We start from the raw sequence: 14,445 nt of genomic DNA on the forward strand, positions 1-14,445 counted from the left end.
TGGTCGAGGGAATCAACAATAAACTTAAACTAATAAAACGGAGAGGCTATGGCTTTAGAAACTTTCGGAATTTTTGGGTTAGAAGTATGTTATCTTGGCATCTTGTATGTTGATTTAGCATAAAGGGTAACGAAGAGCCCACTTTATCTTGATGAGAAACGCTGTAGATGTATTTTTACTGTAAAAAAAGGTTAATTGCATCAATAAGCTGCTTGAGTTGTTTAATCTTTTCAACTAGATGCAAATATATAAACTCATAATTTAGGAGACTAGCTATTTCTTCCACAGTCGTTTCGCTTTTATCATAGCTTCGTTGTATTAATTGATAAATACTGTCCAGCACTTGACTAGGATGTGGTATTTGTTCTACATCTAGGGCATTTAGATCGAAACCTAAATTGTCTAGAATAAACTTAGATGTTAAACAACTATCTATTTTAGTCAGAAAACTGTATTCACCTAAAAACCAAGCTTCGATTTCCATAATCACTAAAATCATCGAAATGGGAATTCCCTTGTTCTGAAGTAAAGGTTTTAAAAATCCTTTAATGCCATTTTCTACCTTAGTTCTATTTTCTAGAGTTTCGGGATATAAATCTCGTAAACCTAAAATTTTTTCATAACCATTATTAGTTAAACTATCATGTTGTTTTTTTATATCGGAAAGTACATGAAAATCACATCCGCAATCGTACAAAAGAATAAAGAAAGGAGCAACTTCGATAGAATTTGATTTTAGCGGTTCAATTTTGCGATTAGCTTTATCCCCGCGCACTTGATAAACTTCCACAGAAACTTTTTTGTATCCTGCAATTTCTTGAAGTAACCTGGTTATCAATATTCTTTCGGTCTGTCCTTCCACAAAAATCGCTAGTTTTTTCTTTGACATCAATCTATCACTTCCTCTGAATTAGGTTCCTGCAAGTAAAATTCACTAGCAAAAAAATCAAAGTTATTCAGTCCAATATGTTTAAACTGTTCAAATTGTTCGGGAGAATTAGAGTAATTATGTAATTTAGCGACTCCGGGTTGTCGTTCGATAACAGACCAATATTCAAGAGGAACACCATTCATGATATTCTCATCGTTAGTGGTCATGATAAGTTGCACTAAGCCTGTTTTCGCCTTCTCAATTAAAAGTTTAATTATAGCTGAAGATCGTTGAAAATCCAAACCCTCCCCGATATCATCAATAATAATACAACTAGGCTGATCTGACAAAATAGCGTAATTAATCTGAATAAATAATGATAAAGCTCTGAACATTCCTTGAGATATTTCCGATTGTTCCGTGACAGACTTTAACCCATCTTCTTGCACATACAAAAACTTTGGTAAATTGTCTGAATCCTCGTCTGAATTTTCAAGAGGCGAAATATTAGACTTGAAAAAACTCGGTACTTTAGTTTCTATCTTTGTAATTTGATAACCGATTCTATTCATATCGTCAATAATTCTTTGAGTGAATTCACTATGTTCTCGTTTTCCCAGCACAAATATTTCAACAACATAATCAGAATCTTTAGTATCTGTTTTAGCTTTTAATAATTCTGTTGTTGGCGGCAATTTAGCTAGGGTATATTTTCCCAGTTGTGTTCCAAATTCATAGAATCTTAGAGAGCTAGACCATTTATAAATATCTTCCAAGAAAGGGTGTTGGATAGTATCTCGACGCTTAACTACTGCTAATTCTGTTTTAGGTGTTTGAAAGCGCATAAACTGATTAAGTTCTTGGGCAAAAATTCTACCTTCTGCCGACTCATTTCTTTCTAAAAGTTGCTTGCTACCAATAATTAGCTTTTCTTGGAGAACTTCTCCATTTTCTGATTCTAGAAAATATTCTGTTTTACAATTTGTGGTGCAATCAAAAAATAAATGCCATGTATCCTTTCTAAAAGATGGATCAAATTTTTCACTTCCAGATAATAGTTCTGATAGCTTATATATACTTTTGACAATTCTTGATTTTCCACTGGCATTTTTACCAACGATTAAATTAATATTGCCTAACTGACATCCATCAATTCGCCATTCACTAGGTTCCCCTCGATTAGAAATATATTCAAATTGGTCTAATTTCATGATTTTAATCTCCTTGATCGCAAAAATCGTCAATAAGGTGAGCTTTTCATAGCTCACCCTAAACTTCATACTAACTCAAAACACCAGAAGGAATCCCTAAGATATCCTCAATTTTAGGTAAATCTTCTAGGGGAATTACCCGGCCTTCATCCTCAAAACCAGCGATTTCAATTAAGATTGAGAATATTAATACTAGACAGGATAAGAGCTTCATATATCTAGAATGTATCAAACTAATCGGTCATGACTATAAAAACAAATCCGGGGGTAGATAACCCCCTTGTGTACAAATGATCTGGCAAATACATAAGAACTAATTAGCTGATGGTCTGAGTTTTTGTTGTATTTTAGCCTTTATTCGAGCAATAAAGCTGGATTTGTTCTTTTTTTCGGGATCTTCGTAGATAAAAGTTTTGGCACTACCATCTTCTAATATTTCAATTAACTTTAAACTAGGTGCTTGTCTCTGTTGTTTTAGTGACTCAGACATAATAGTTTCCTCTATGGTTTAGGTCTTACCCCTACTGTTATCATGAGTTAATTGCTTAACCTAGTCAATACCCTAGACATTATTCTTCATTCTCCAGAGTAATTTAACAACGTTATTGTATTGTGTCATCCAGTCTAAAATACTACTATGTAGATTTCTATCATTCATTGAGCTTAAATCCGCACTATCATCGGTATCAACAGCTAATAGTCCCAGAATAGAACTTTTTTGCAGTGCAGCTACAGCTAACACAATTTTTATATGAGGATTAATTAATAGTTCATTGTCTCTTTGGAGAGGGACATAAGAAGACGGTAATTGCTGGGAATTAGAAATATCAACAAACTCCAAAGCATACTTTCTTATAGTCTTCAGGTATGTGTAACCAATTACCCCTTCATCTAATTCAAAAAGTGCCTCTAGTTCCCTATCAGATACATTGCTAGTTTTACATACCATTTGGAGATTCCAAGTAAATAACTTTTGTCTCACTGGTATCCACAAGGATACTCTGATATTGCCCTGTAGATTAAATTTTTGTTTTATATCAACAGATAATTCTTCTAAAGAACTACTGATTGCTGGCACAATGTTTAAGCGAATTGTTTCTAAAAGTTCAACAGTATCTTGTCCAGTCTGTGTTTGAGAGAGTAGAACAGGAATTCCTAAGATAATAATAGATATAATCGTAACTATTTGAGGACTTTTTAATAATTTCCATTCCCTAGGTATAGGACTATTCTCTCCTGTAAAAAATGAACTTGCATCCCCTAAACCTGTCACAATTGCTACTATTAAGTATAACAAAAATATGAGTTTTTCCCAAGGCTTGAATTTTCTGAGAAAATAATCAAATTCATACTTAATAATTCTTGCAATAATTATTCGTTGTTGATCCTTCATCTAATTTCAAGTTTCTTTGACAATAAAAGGGACTGGATAAATCCTATCAATTCTAAATAAAACTGTTGTTTGACGATTTTCCCAAACTAATTTTTCAATGATAACATCTGCGTAGGCGACCCAATGTTCATTTACCAAAGGAATTGGAACATCAACAGGAATAATTCTATAATCTTCTTTGCTCCCTTGATACTGTTTAGATAATTCCAAACTTTCTGGATAACCTTGAGATGGTTTTAACTTTAAAATACTATTCACTTCACAGGGCATTCCCATAAATTTTACCTCTTTATTTTCTGAGCAGAAGGTGAGCTTTTCATAGCTCACCCTAAACCTTCATACTAACTCAAAACACCGGAAGGAATCCCTAAGATATCCTCAATCTTAGGTAAATCTTCTAGGGGAATTACCCGGCCTTCATCCTCAAAACCAGCGATTTCATTAAAGTTCAAATAGCGGTATAAATCGCTGGCAAAAGGATTAATTTTCTCGGTGACAATTGCCAGGTATTCCTCAACGGTGGGAATGCGTCCCAGCAGCGCACAAACCGCTGCTAATTCGGCGGAACCGAGATAGACTCGCGCATCTTTTCCCATGCGATTATTGAAGTTACGAGTCGAGGTAGAAAATACCGTCGCTCTGTCTTCAACCCGCGCTTGATTACCCATACAAAGGGAACATCCAGGCATCTCAGTACGGGCCCCAGAAGCGGCAAAAATGCCATACATTCCCTCATCGCGCAATTGTTTTTCATCCATGCGGGTGGGGGGACAAATCCACAGTTTAGCCTTAGCAACTCCCGCTCCTTCTAATATCTTAGCGGCGGCGCGATAATGACCGATATTAGTCATACAAGAACCGATGAACACCTCATCGATTTTATCCCCGGCGCATTCCGACATTAACTTGATATTATCGGGGTCATTGGGTGCGGCAACAATGGGTTCTTTAATCTCGTTTAAGTTGACGGTGATAATATCCGCATATTCGGCATCCTTATCCGCCTCCATCAGGACGGGATTAGCTAACCATTGTTCCATTTTTGCTACCCGACGTAGGATAGTTTTGGCATCACTATAACCCCGAGCTGCCATATTTTTTAACAGAGCCACATTAGAGCGTAAATATTCCGCCACTGTCTCGGTACTTAACTTAATCGTACAACCAGCGCAGGAACGTTCCGCCGTGGCATCGGTTAACTCAAAAGCCTGCTCTAATTTCAAATCCGGCAGCCCTTCCATCTCCATAATGCGACCGTTAAAAACATTTTTTTTGTTCTGTTTTTCCACGGTTAATTTGCCCTCTTGCATGGCAACGTAGGGAATAGCATTAACAATATCGCGCAGAGTTACACCGGGTTGTAATTCCCCCGTAAAACGCACTAAAACCGATTCCGGCATATCCAAAGGCATTACTCCCAAAGCGGCCGCAAATGCCACTAAACCCGACCCCGCAGGAAAGGAAATTCCCAGGGGAAAACGAGTATGAGAATCGCCTCCAGTCCCCACCGTATCCGGCAATAACATCCGATTTAACCAGGAGTGAATAATGCCATCTCCCGGACGTAAAGCCACCCCACCCCGGGTAGAGAAAAAGTCCGGTAATTGGTGATGAGTTTGAATATCAACCGGTTTGGGATAGGCTGCCGTGTGACAGAAACTCTGCATGACTAAATCGGCGCTAAAACCTAAACAGGCTAACTCTTTTAACTCGTCTCTGGTCATCGGGCCGGTGGTATCCTGAGACCCTACCGTGGTCATAATCGGGTCACAGGAAGTACCCGGCCGCACCCCGGGTAAACCGCAAGCTTTGCCGACCATTTTTTGCGCTAGGGTGTAACCTTTACCCGTGTCACTAGGCATAGTGGGACGGGTAAATAGGGTACTAGCCTCAAGTCCCAAGGCGTGACGGGTTTTATCGGTGAGACTGCGACCGATTAATAGGGGAATACGACCGCCGGCCCGCACTTCATCCAGAATTGTCTCAGGTTTGAGGCTAAAAGTGCTAATAGTTGCTCCCGCTTCGTTGGTGATTTTGCCTTCGTAGGGATAGATTTTAATCACATCCCCCGTGTTCATTTGGCTAACATCGCATTCAATCGGTAAAGCGCCGGAATCTTCAGCAGTATTAAAGAAGATAGGGGCGATTTTACTGCCTAAAATATAGCCACCAGCACGTTTATTAGGTACAAAGGGAATATCATCGCCGATATGCCAGAGAACCGAGTTAATTGCCGATTTTCGGCTGGAACCAGTCCCAACCACATCCCCCACATAGGCGACCGGATGACCTAATTTTTTCAATTCGGCAATGGTTTCTAAGGACCCGGGTTGACGGGTTTCTAACATTACCAAAGCATGGAGGGGAATATCGGGCCGGGTGGTGGCATGGGGGGCAGGAGATAGGTCATCTGTATTGGTTTCTCCCGGTACTTTGAAGACGGTGACGGTAATTTCTTTAGCAAGTTTCGGTTTAGCGATAAACCAAGCGCCATTGGCCCAAGCATCGATGACCTGTTTAGCATAGGGATTGGTGTCGGATAATTCCAAAACCTCGTTAAATGCGTCGAATACCAGCAGGGTTTTACTTAAAGCGCTGGCAGCAGCGGCGGCGATATTAATATCTCTGGATTTCAGCAGTTCAATCAGAGAATGAACGTTATAACCACCTACCATGGTTCCCAGTAAGCTAACCGCACCCTGAGCGGAGATAACGCTAGATTTTATTTCACCTTTGGCAATTCCTGTTAAAAATCCCGCTTTAACGTAGGCCGCTTCGTCAACTCCGGGGGGAACACGGTCACGCAGCAGGGTCAGCAATTCTCCTTTGAGTTCTTCGGACGGATTTTTGAGTATTTCGCATAATTCCGCCGTTTGTTGAGCGTTGAGGGGAAGGGGAGGGATACCTAATTTCGCTCGGTCGGCAACGTGCTGATGATACGCTTCTAACATAGGTCTATTGTCTCCTAGTCTTCACTTGTGACGGTTTCTTCCTAGGTTACTGGATTTTTGCTAGTCTCGGAATTTCTAGGTTAGCGAGACATGACTTTGCTGTGTGACTTCCATAAAATGAGAAAATAGCGATCGATTGACTATATTGAGGCGTAGATAATGGCTATCACCGATTCTGATCTAGATTTAGCACAATATATCGACCATTCTCTCCTCATCCCCACCGCCACCAGGGAACAATTAGAGGCTTACTGTCAACAGGCTGATCAATATCATTTTCCCACCGTCTGCGTTTATCCCGCTGCCGTTAAGCAAGCGGTGCAGTTACTCCACGGCAAAAAAACTTTAGTTTCTACCGTGATTGGTTTTCCCGCAGGGGCCACTACCTCCACAGTTAAACGTTATGAGGCTTTAGAAGCCGTAGATAATGGTGCTAAGGAGTTAGAGGTGGTTATTAATCTCGGTTGGCTAAAAGATGGGAAATCCGAGGAATTATTCCAAGAAATTGCTAGTATTTGTCAGGAAACTGGCCAGACAGTGAAAGCGATTCTGGAAACCTCGCAACTAACGGACACCGAGAAACGTTTAGCGGCAGAAATTTGCATGGATGCAGGAGTGAGTTATCTAAAAACCAGTACCGGCTGGTTTGGAGGAGCAACGGTTAGCGATGTGAAGTTTCTCAAGGAAATTAGCAAAGGCCGGGTAGGAATTAAAGCATCCGGCGGAATTCGCACCCTTGAACAAGCGCTCGCTCTTATCCAGGCCGGGGCCACCCGTCTGGGAACTTCCCTCGGTGTCGATTTAGTCCGTCAGCAAAAAGCTGCCTTTGAGGAGTAATACTAAATCCTGTTTAAAAGGTATAGGAAAGTGGGGTGTGGGGTGTGGGGAAGTGGGGTGTGGGGAAGTGGGGAAGTGGGGGGATGGGGAGAATAAATAGAAATAATCTCCTGTCTCCTGAATCCTGTCTCCTTAATCCTGAAAGCTAAAATGATGACTGACAATATAGATAAAAATAAGGGGGTTTATTTGCCGATAATTCGCTGTGGTAATCGAGAATTTAGAGATATTCAAGGGATTGTTTTTGATAAGGACGGTACGCTAGAGGATTCGCGAGCTTTCTGGTACGATCGAGCTATAGCCCGGATACAAGCCATTGAATCACAAATCCCTGGTTTAGAGTCTTTATTAACCAAAACTTTCGGTATTGGGGCAAATAGTCTCAATCCTGCTGGTTTAATGGCAGTGGGCAGCCGCAGAGATAATCATATCGTCGCTGCCGGTTGTATTGCTTCCACCGGCCGGGATTGGTTAACGGCCATGGCGATCGCAAAAGCGGCCTTTCAAGCGGCCGATGAAAAGGTTCCCCCCCGCTTAAATCCCCTCTATCCCCAATGTTTAGAAGTAATTCGTTATCTGCACGCGGCCGGTTTACAATTGGCGATTCTTTCCTCCGATACCACAGCACGAGTTGAGCAATTTGTCAAGGAAAATGGCCTATTAAATTATGTTAAAATTGCCTGGGGCTGCGATCGAGGTTTAAGTAAACCCGATCCCTTATTATTGCAAGAAACCTGTCAAGCTTTGGGGACCCCAGTGGACAAAACCCTGATGATAGGGGACACTAGGGCCGATTGGGAAATGGCTAAACAGGCAAAATCAGCAGCTGCGATCGCAATTAGTTGGCAACCGGAAAACCATCAAGATTTACAATTAGCTGATGTGGTCATTAGAGAACTTACTGCCATCTCGGTTATCAGAGGCGAATTTTCAGTTCACTGATTACTGATTACTGTTTACTGTTCACTGAAAAACCCCACACCCCAATTCATAATTCCCTCTATGCTAACAATTGCCTTACCGAAGGGTGCTTTACTAAACGAAAGTATCCAAATATTTCAAAAGATTGGCTTAGATTTTAGTGCCTTTCTTGACTCAAAAAATCGCCAATTACAGATTACCGACCCCACTAACCAAGCGAAAGCGTTATTAGTAAGAGCCACAGATGTACCAGTTTATGTAGAATACGGTCAGGCACAATTAGGCATCGCCGGTTATGATATTTTATTGGAAAAATCTCCCGATGTGGCTAATTTAATTGACCTAAAATTTGGTTATTGTCGGATGTCGGTAGCTGTCCCTGCTGATAGTCCCTATCAAAGTCCCTTAGATATTCCCCATCACGGTAAAGTTGCCTCAAAATTTGTCAATTGTGCTAAGGATTATTTTCGTCGTTTAGATATTCCCGTCGAGATTATACCTCTCTATGGTTCCGTAGAATTAGGCCCGATTACGGGGATGTCAGAAGCGATAGTTGACCTAGTTTCCACCGGTCGAACTTTACGCGAAAATGGTTTAGTAGAAATTGCCGAATTATTTGCTAGTAGCGCTCGATTAATCGCCCATCCTCTAAGCTATAGACTAAATCGCGATCAGATCTACAACTGGGTAGAAAAGCTCAGTTTAACGAATCAGCGCCCCCCTTATTAAGGGGGGATTAAGGGGGGATCAGCGCCCCCCTTATTAAGGGGGGATTAAGGGGGGATCAGCACCCCCCTTATTAAGCGGGTATCAAGGGGGGATCAACCCTTATTAAGGGGGGATTAAGGGGGGATCAAGGGGGGATCAACCCTTATTAAGGGGGGATTAAGGGGGGATCAACCCTTATTAAGGGGGGATTAAGGGGGGATAAAAGGCAAAATCTATCTTAATATTCAATTAGAACCATTGACTTATTTCCCCCTAACCTAATTGTTTCAATAGTAAACCAATAAGCGCACCAGCCAGAATTAACCAAGTAGAATTAACCTGAAAACGTAGTAAAAGAATAGCGGAGATAAGAGATAGAATGATAGCCAATAAATTAAAAGGTAAATTCCCGTAGGGTTGTAACCAAGTAGCTAGGGCTAAATTAAAAATAACTGCTACCATTAAAGCCACGGCACTAGCATTAATTGCATCTAAAAAAGCACCCGCCCAAACCGATTCTCTCAGCTTAGGAATGAGAGGATTAAGTAATAAAACAAAGATAAAAGAAGGAAAGAAAATCGCTAGAGTTGCCACAATTGCCCCCGATACTCCTAATATTTGATAACCGATAAAAGTGGCTGTAGATAACACCGGACCAGGGGTAAATTGGCCGATAGCAATAGCATCTAATAATTGTTGTCGGGTTAACCATCCTCTCCCCTGCACTAAATCCGCTTCTAAAAAGGCAACTAACACATAACCACTACCAAATAAAACACTACCCACCTTGAGAAAAAATAGCCCTAATCCTGTTAATGTCGGTGGGATATTGCTAGGAGCAGCAACCGCCGTTGCACCGCCTATTCCTGCCACAATCAGGGGGAAAGTAGCGAATTTTTTTAGGATAAACATCCCGATAATTCCCCCTAACAGTAAAGCGATAATTTCATTTAAACCTAAGATTAATAATCCGATAACTCCCAATCCGATGAAGAGTAATTGACGGGTTTTCAGTGCCTTTTTGCCTAGGCGCCAGAGTGCCTGAAAAATCACCGCAATTACTACCGGTTTAATCCCCGCAAAAATCGGAGCCACATCCGGTAAAGTCCCGTAGGTAGTATAGATCCAAGCTAGAAAACCCGTAATTAACACCGCAGGAGTAATAAAACAAACCCCCGTGATTATTAAACCCGCTAAACCACCAAAAATATAACCGATATGAATAGCCATTTCCGTGGAATTAGGACCAGGAATCAGATTAGTTGCCCCCACCAAATCGAGAAATCGCTCCTTAGTCATCCAACCGCGACGCTTAACCACTTCTTCCTCCATTAAAGCGATATGGGCAGCCGGACCACCAAAACCGATAATGCCGATTTTGAGAAATAAAAGGGCAAGCTGCGAGAGATTGGGAGGCGATGAAGTCAGCATTTTCTGATTACCAATAGTTTTTCTAGAATCAAGTTTATATCCAAAAGAATAAGCTTAAGTTAAATTATTAAGTAAGTAGTTATAGTTAAATTGAAGATAGATTTTGGGTTCGATCCCCCCTGCCCCCCTTGATAAGGGGGGTGTCTGACAACTTTTAACACCTACCTACTTAGCCAGATCTCGTCAATTCCAAAATTCCATAATTGCAAAAGCTTTTTACACAAACTCAATTATAAGTATTTAATACCACCGTTCAAGTAAATTTGATACAAAAAAAGTTAAGAAAACTTTATAAATAATATTGATTAATTTGTCTATAATAGAACCCATTAATGCCAACTGAAACCATAATAAACCATAGACAATAATCAATTATCACAATCGATTCTAATCCATGCAAAAAAAACTCTATGGACAGCTTGCCGCCTAACACTAACCAGTTTTCAGATACCCAAGAGCCAGCAGCGAGTCCATCTCAGCGCCAAGCAGTGTCGGTCAATTATCCCGAACTGCTACCGGAATTGCTGTAGGCACTCGTCTTTTGATTTTTACAAGAGGTCTTGAGAACAGAAAAATTTGCTATACTGCTGATTAGAGTATTTATCCTCTGAATTTTTGTGTCTGCAAGAGATATTTACCACGACACTGTAAAACTTGCTTTAGAGAAGGACGGGTGGGCAATCACTCACGATCCTTTTCCACTTCAAATTGGCAAGAAGCGTTTATCCGCTGATTTGGGAGCAGAACGCTTAATCAGTGCGGAGAAAGAATTGCGGAAAATTGTCGTTGAAGTGAAAAGCTTTGTAGGACAGTCTGACGTAAAGGATTTACAGCAAGCTTTGGGGCAGTACGTCTTGTATCGTCAAATCCTTAACGAGATGAAAGTTGAGCGAGTTCTTTATCTGGCCATATCTCAGCCAACTTTTAACAGTGTTTTTAGTATAGAATTAGGGCAGGTATTGCTAAAGAATCAGATTGTGAAATTAATTGTCTTTGATGATGAAAGTGAGGTAATCGTGCAATGGATACCCGATTAAAATATCAAGGTATTATTAAGACTGTTCTCCAGAATCATGCTAACTATCGTGCTACTTTACCTGATGGCTACACTTCTCAGGTTATATTTGATGATGAACGAGGACATTATCTAGTTTTAGATTTCGGTTGGAGTGGCAATAAGTATCTCCATGCAACACCAATTCACCTTAGCTTGGTTGTCGATAAAGTCTGGATTCAATGTGATGAAACGGAGGAAGGTATAGCTACTGATTTGATGGAGGCAGGTATTCCCAAAGAAGATATAGTCCTGGGTTTTCGTTATCCTAAAATACGCAAATATACGGGATTTGCTGTGGCTTAGTGACCAGAAATGTTGAATCTGTGTATAAAACTTTATACACAAGCTTAAATTGCAAAAGTGTTTTATACAAACTCAATCATAAGTATTTAATACTACCGTTCAGGTAAATTTGATACAAAAAAAGTTAAGAAAACTTTATAAATAATATTGATTAATTTGTCTATAATAGAACCCATTAATGCCAACTGAAACCCATCACCACCCCCCTTATTAAGGGGGGCAAGGGGGGATCAAACCTTATTAAGGGGGGCAAGGGGGGATCAAACCTTATTAAGGGGGGCAAGGGGGGATTAATTAGAACCCCTTAGTCAACAAACCATAAACAATAATCAATTATCACAATCGATTCTAATCCATGCCAAAAAAACTCTATGGACAGCTTGCCGCCCAAGACTAACCAGTTTTCAGATACCCAAGAGCCAGCAGCGAGTCCATCTCAGCGCCAAGCAGTGCCGGTCAATTATGAGTACAGCCTCAATCTGCCGGAATTACTCAACCAGCTTGACCTCTCAGTGTTGATTTCCACCTACCAAGCGGGACGAGTGGCCAGCATTGGCACTTATCAAGGACAAATACGGGTGAGTTTCGCCCATTTTGACCAAGCAATGGGTTTAACCCGAACCGCTACCGGAATTGCTGTGGGCGCTCGTCAGGCAATTTGGAATTTACCCGCTAATCGAGAGATTGCCCCCCAGATTAAACCCGAAGGGGAACAGGATATCGCCTTTTTGGCCCGCTCCTCTCACCTCACCGGTCCGATTATGGGTCATGATTTGGCCTTTGGCAGTAATCGCCTTTGGGTGGTCAATACCCTATTTAACTGTCTGGCAACTATCGAAGGAAATTGGAGTTTTCTCCCCCAGTGGAAACCGCCCTTTATTACCGAGTTAGTCCCCGGAGACCGCTGCCACCTCAATGGCTTGGCTATGGCTGAAAATAGCGGCACTCCCGTATATGTAACGGCATTGGGGGAAACCAACGAGGAAAGCCTCTGGCGAGAGAATAAGGCCCAGGGCGGATGCTTAATTGATGTGGCTAGGGGAGAGGTGATTTTGCGGGGTTTAGCCATGCCCCATTCTCCCCGTCTTTACCAGGGTAATCTCTATTTCCTCAATTCCGGTTATGGAACCTTGAACCGTTGGCATCCCCAAACTGGTAGCACGGAAATCGTGGCGGAATTGCCCGGTTTTACCCGGGGTTTAGACTGTTGGGAAGGTCACGCCTTTGTCGGGTTGTCCCAAATCCGGGAAACTGCGATTTTTGGCGGTTTACCCCTGGATGAGCGACGTAATCAATTGCGGTGCGGGTTGGCTATTGTCAACCTGGCTACCAGTCAACTGGTGGCGACTTTTTGGTTCAATAGCGGCGTGGAGGAGGTTTTCGCCGTCTCCGTGCTGCCGGGCTACCGCAACCCAGCGCTAATTGGACCAGATACCGACCTCGACGGCGCTCAATCAGTGTGGATGGTGCCTTCTTTAGGGTCTTAATTGTTTAATTTTCACCCTTTATTCAGGAAAAAATCATGTCAACTCCTTTTTTAGTTAAGGATATCTTCCCCAGTTTAGGTAACTCCTCCCCCGGCAATCTGACGGCATTATATAGTTTGACCAATAAATGTTAGAACAAAGATGTAGATGTAGGTTGCTCTAATGGGAAGTTTTGTGACGACAAGTAGCATTGATGATATTTATGGGGAATAATAGATTTAGATGAGTGCCTAACTTTCCAATTGGTAGCGACTTGCCATGAACCCAACAACCGCCAATTATGATGAAACCTGGAAAGAAGCATTAACCGAGTATTTTGAAGCGTTTTTATACTTCTTCTTTCCCGAAGTTCACCAATTAATCGATTGGACAAAAATTCCCGAATCCCTAGAAAAAGAACTCAAACGGATTACCGCTTCCGCTAAAACAAAAAAACGTTTCGCTGACAAACTCTATAAAGTCTGGTTACTCAGGGGAGAAGAAATCTGGATTTTGATTCATATTGAAATTCAAAGTCAATACGAAGAAAATTTCCCCCAGAGGATGTATATTTATAACTATCGTGCCTTTGATTTGTATCAGAAACCGGTTATCAGTCTCGCTATATTAGGAGATGAACGAGTAAATTGGCGACCAGATTCCTATAATTATACCATTGCTGGTTGTGAAGTCAGCCTCAAATTCCCAACAGTCAAATTACTGGACTACGAGGAAAGCTGGTCAGAACTAGAAACAAGTAGCAATCCCTTTGCTATAATAGTCATGGCACACCTGAAAACAAAAGCGACTACTGGGAAGCTGCCAGAACGGGAACAGTGGAAGTGGAAGTTAATCAGGGGATTATATGAAAAGGAGTTCGAGAGGGAACAAATAATTAAATTATTTGAAATCATCGACACAATGATGACTCTATCAACTAAATTACAGGAAAGTTTAGAGAGTAAAATCAAACAATTTGAGGAGGAAAGAACCATGCCTTTAATAAGTAATATGGAGTTACGAGGAAGGAAAATTGGTGAGGAAATTGGTGAGTTACGAGGAATAGAACGCGGTAAGGAAATTGGTAAGGAAATTGGAGCGTTAGAAAATGCTCGTGATTTTGTGAAAAAAGTTTTGGAAAACCGACTAGGCGATATCCCTGGAGATATTGGACAATGTCTCAATGATGCTTCAGTTATTTCGGTTTTAGAAGAGATGTTAAAAGCCGCACTTATAGTAAATTCTTTTGAGGAGTGTAGGAAGTCTTTTAGTATCATCATAAATAAGTAGTGTGGG

At 41.2% G+C, this 14,445-nt stretch carries 16 protein-coding genes; 8 read left to right on the forward strand and 8 right to left on the reverse strand.

The genetic code is table 11. From position 1 onward, the window contains the following. Positions 1-113, forward strand: a 113-nt coding sequence (locus tag O9323_RS14490) for a transposase (RefSeq protein WP_071784045.1), incomplete at its 5' end; no start/stop codon positions are given. 62 nt (positions 114-175) lie between these two features. Here O9323_RS14490 and O9323_RS14495 read toward each other — a convergent pair. From O9323_RS14495 to acnB, 7 genes are all read right to left on the reverse strand, one after another. Beyond that, positions 176-889: a TOPRIM nucleotidyl transferase/hydrolase domain-containing protein gene (locus O9323_RS14495; protein ID WP_004158799.1), complete on the reverse strand. Its 714-nt coding sequence runs from the start codon at positions 887-889 to the stop codon at positions 176-178. After that, positions 889-2,082: an AAA family ATPase gene (locus tag O9323_RS14500; protein ID WP_004158802.1), complete on the reverse strand. Its 1,194-nt coding sequence runs from the start codon at positions 2,080-2,082 to the stop codon at positions 889-891. Before O9323_RS14500 ends, O9323_RS14495 begins: the two co-directional genes overlap by 1 nt. Positions 2,083-2,152: 70 nt before the next feature. Next, entirely contained in the window at positions 2,153-2,296 is a 144-nt protein-coding gene (locus O9323_RS14505; protein WP_002761373.1) for a hypothetical protein, read from the reverse strand. A gap of 99 nt (positions 2,297-2,395) precedes the next feature. Next, the gene (locus O9323_RS14510) at positions 2,396-2,572 is read right to left on the reverse strand and encodes a hypothetical protein (RefSeq protein ID WP_002785471.1); all 177 of its coding nucleotides are present in this window, start codon (positions 2,570-2,572) and stop codon (positions 2,396-2,398) included. Between the two features lie 72 nt (positions 2,573-2,644). Then, positions 2,645-3,475, reverse strand: a complete 831-nt coding sequence (locus O9323_RS14515) for a hypothetical protein (RefSeq protein WP_061431512.1) — start codon at positions 3,473-3,475, stop codon at positions 2,645-2,647. 6 nt (positions 3,476-3,481) lie between these two features. Next, entirely contained in the window at positions 3,482-3,802 is a 321-nt protein-coding gene (locus O9323_RS14520) for a DUF2584 domain-containing protein (protein WP_223210942.1), read from the reverse strand. 14 nt (positions 3,803-3,816) lie between these two features. Next, positions 3,817-6,426, reverse strand: coding sequence for a bifunctional aconitate hydratase 2/2-methylisocitrate dehydratase (gene acnB, locus O9323_RS14525; protein ID WP_004158815.1), 2,610 nt, complete (start codon positions 6,424-6,426; stop codon positions 3,817-3,819). Positions 6,427-6,585: 159 nt separating this feature from the next. On the opposite strand from acnB, the gene deoC reads away from it, so the two are divergent. The 3 genes from deoC (at position 6,586) to hisG (ending at position 8,913) form a co-directional block, all read left to right on the forward strand. Continuing rightward, positions 6,586-7,263, forward strand: a complete 678-nt coding sequence (gene deoC / locus O9323_RS14530) for a deoxyribose-phosphate aldolase (RefSeq protein ID WP_288125330.1) — start codon at positions 6,586-6,588, stop codon at positions 7,261-7,263. 150 nt (positions 7,264-7,413) lie between these two features. Next, on the forward strand, positions 7,414-8,205 hold the full coding sequence (locus O9323_RS14535; RefSeq protein WP_149107119.1) for an HAD family hydrolase: 792 nt from the start codon (positions 7,414-7,416) through the stop codon (positions 8,203-8,205). A gap of 60 nt (positions 8,206-8,265) precedes the next feature. Further along, complete coding sequence (gene hisG, locus O9323_RS14540; protein WP_002794444.1) at positions 8,266-8,913, forward strand: ATP phosphoribosyltransferase; 648 nt, start codon at positions 8,266-8,268, stop codon at positions 8,911-8,913. 252 nt (positions 8,914-9,165) lie between these two features. On the opposite strand, the gene chrA is transcribed toward hisG, so the two are convergent. Further along, positions 9,166-10,323, reverse strand: coding sequence for a chromate efflux transporter (gene chrA / locus O9323_RS14545; protein WP_149107120.1), 1,158 nt, complete (start codon positions 10,321-10,323; stop codon positions 9,166-9,168). Positions 10,324-10,940: 617 nt separating this feature from the next. Here chrA and O9323_RS14550 point away from each other — a divergent pair. The 4 genes from O9323_RS14550 to O9323_RS14565 all read left to right on the forward strand — a co-directional run bounded on the left by O9323_RS14550 (position 10,941) and on the right by O9323_RS14565 (position 14,439). Further along, positions 10,941-11,360 carry an element excision factor XisH family protein gene (locus O9323_RS14550; protein ID WP_002764234.1) on the forward strand — a complete coding sequence of 140 codons (420 nt, stop codon included), beginning with the start codon at positions 10,941-10,943 and terminating at the stop codon, positions 11,358-11,360. Next, complete coding sequence (locus O9323_RS14555; protein WP_002732736.1) at positions 11,345-11,683, forward strand: XisI protein; 339 nt, start codon at positions 11,345-11,347, stop codon at positions 11,681-11,683. Before O9323_RS14550 ends, O9323_RS14555 begins: the two co-directional genes overlap by 16 nt. Before the next feature lie 371 nt (positions 11,684-12,054). Continuing rightward, complete coding sequence (locus O9323_RS14560) at positions 12,055-13,170, forward strand: TIGR03032 family protein (RefSeq protein WP_288125331.1); 1,116 nt, start codon at positions 12,055-12,057, stop codon at positions 13,168-13,170. A 258-nt stretch (positions 13,171-13,428) separates the two neighbouring features. Next, positions 13,429-14,439, forward strand: a complete 1,011-nt coding sequence (locus O9323_RS14565) for an RpnC/YadD family protein (protein WP_288125332.1) — start codon at positions 13,429-13,431, stop codon at positions 14,437-14,439. Positions 14,440-14,445: the final 6 nt, after the last annotated feature.

Source organism: Microcystis sp. LE19-131.1A, from assembly GCF_027532015.1.
Lineage (GTDB): Bacteria > Cyanobacteriota > Cyanobacteriia > Cyanobacteriales > Microcystaceae > Microcystis > Microcystis ichthyoblabe_A.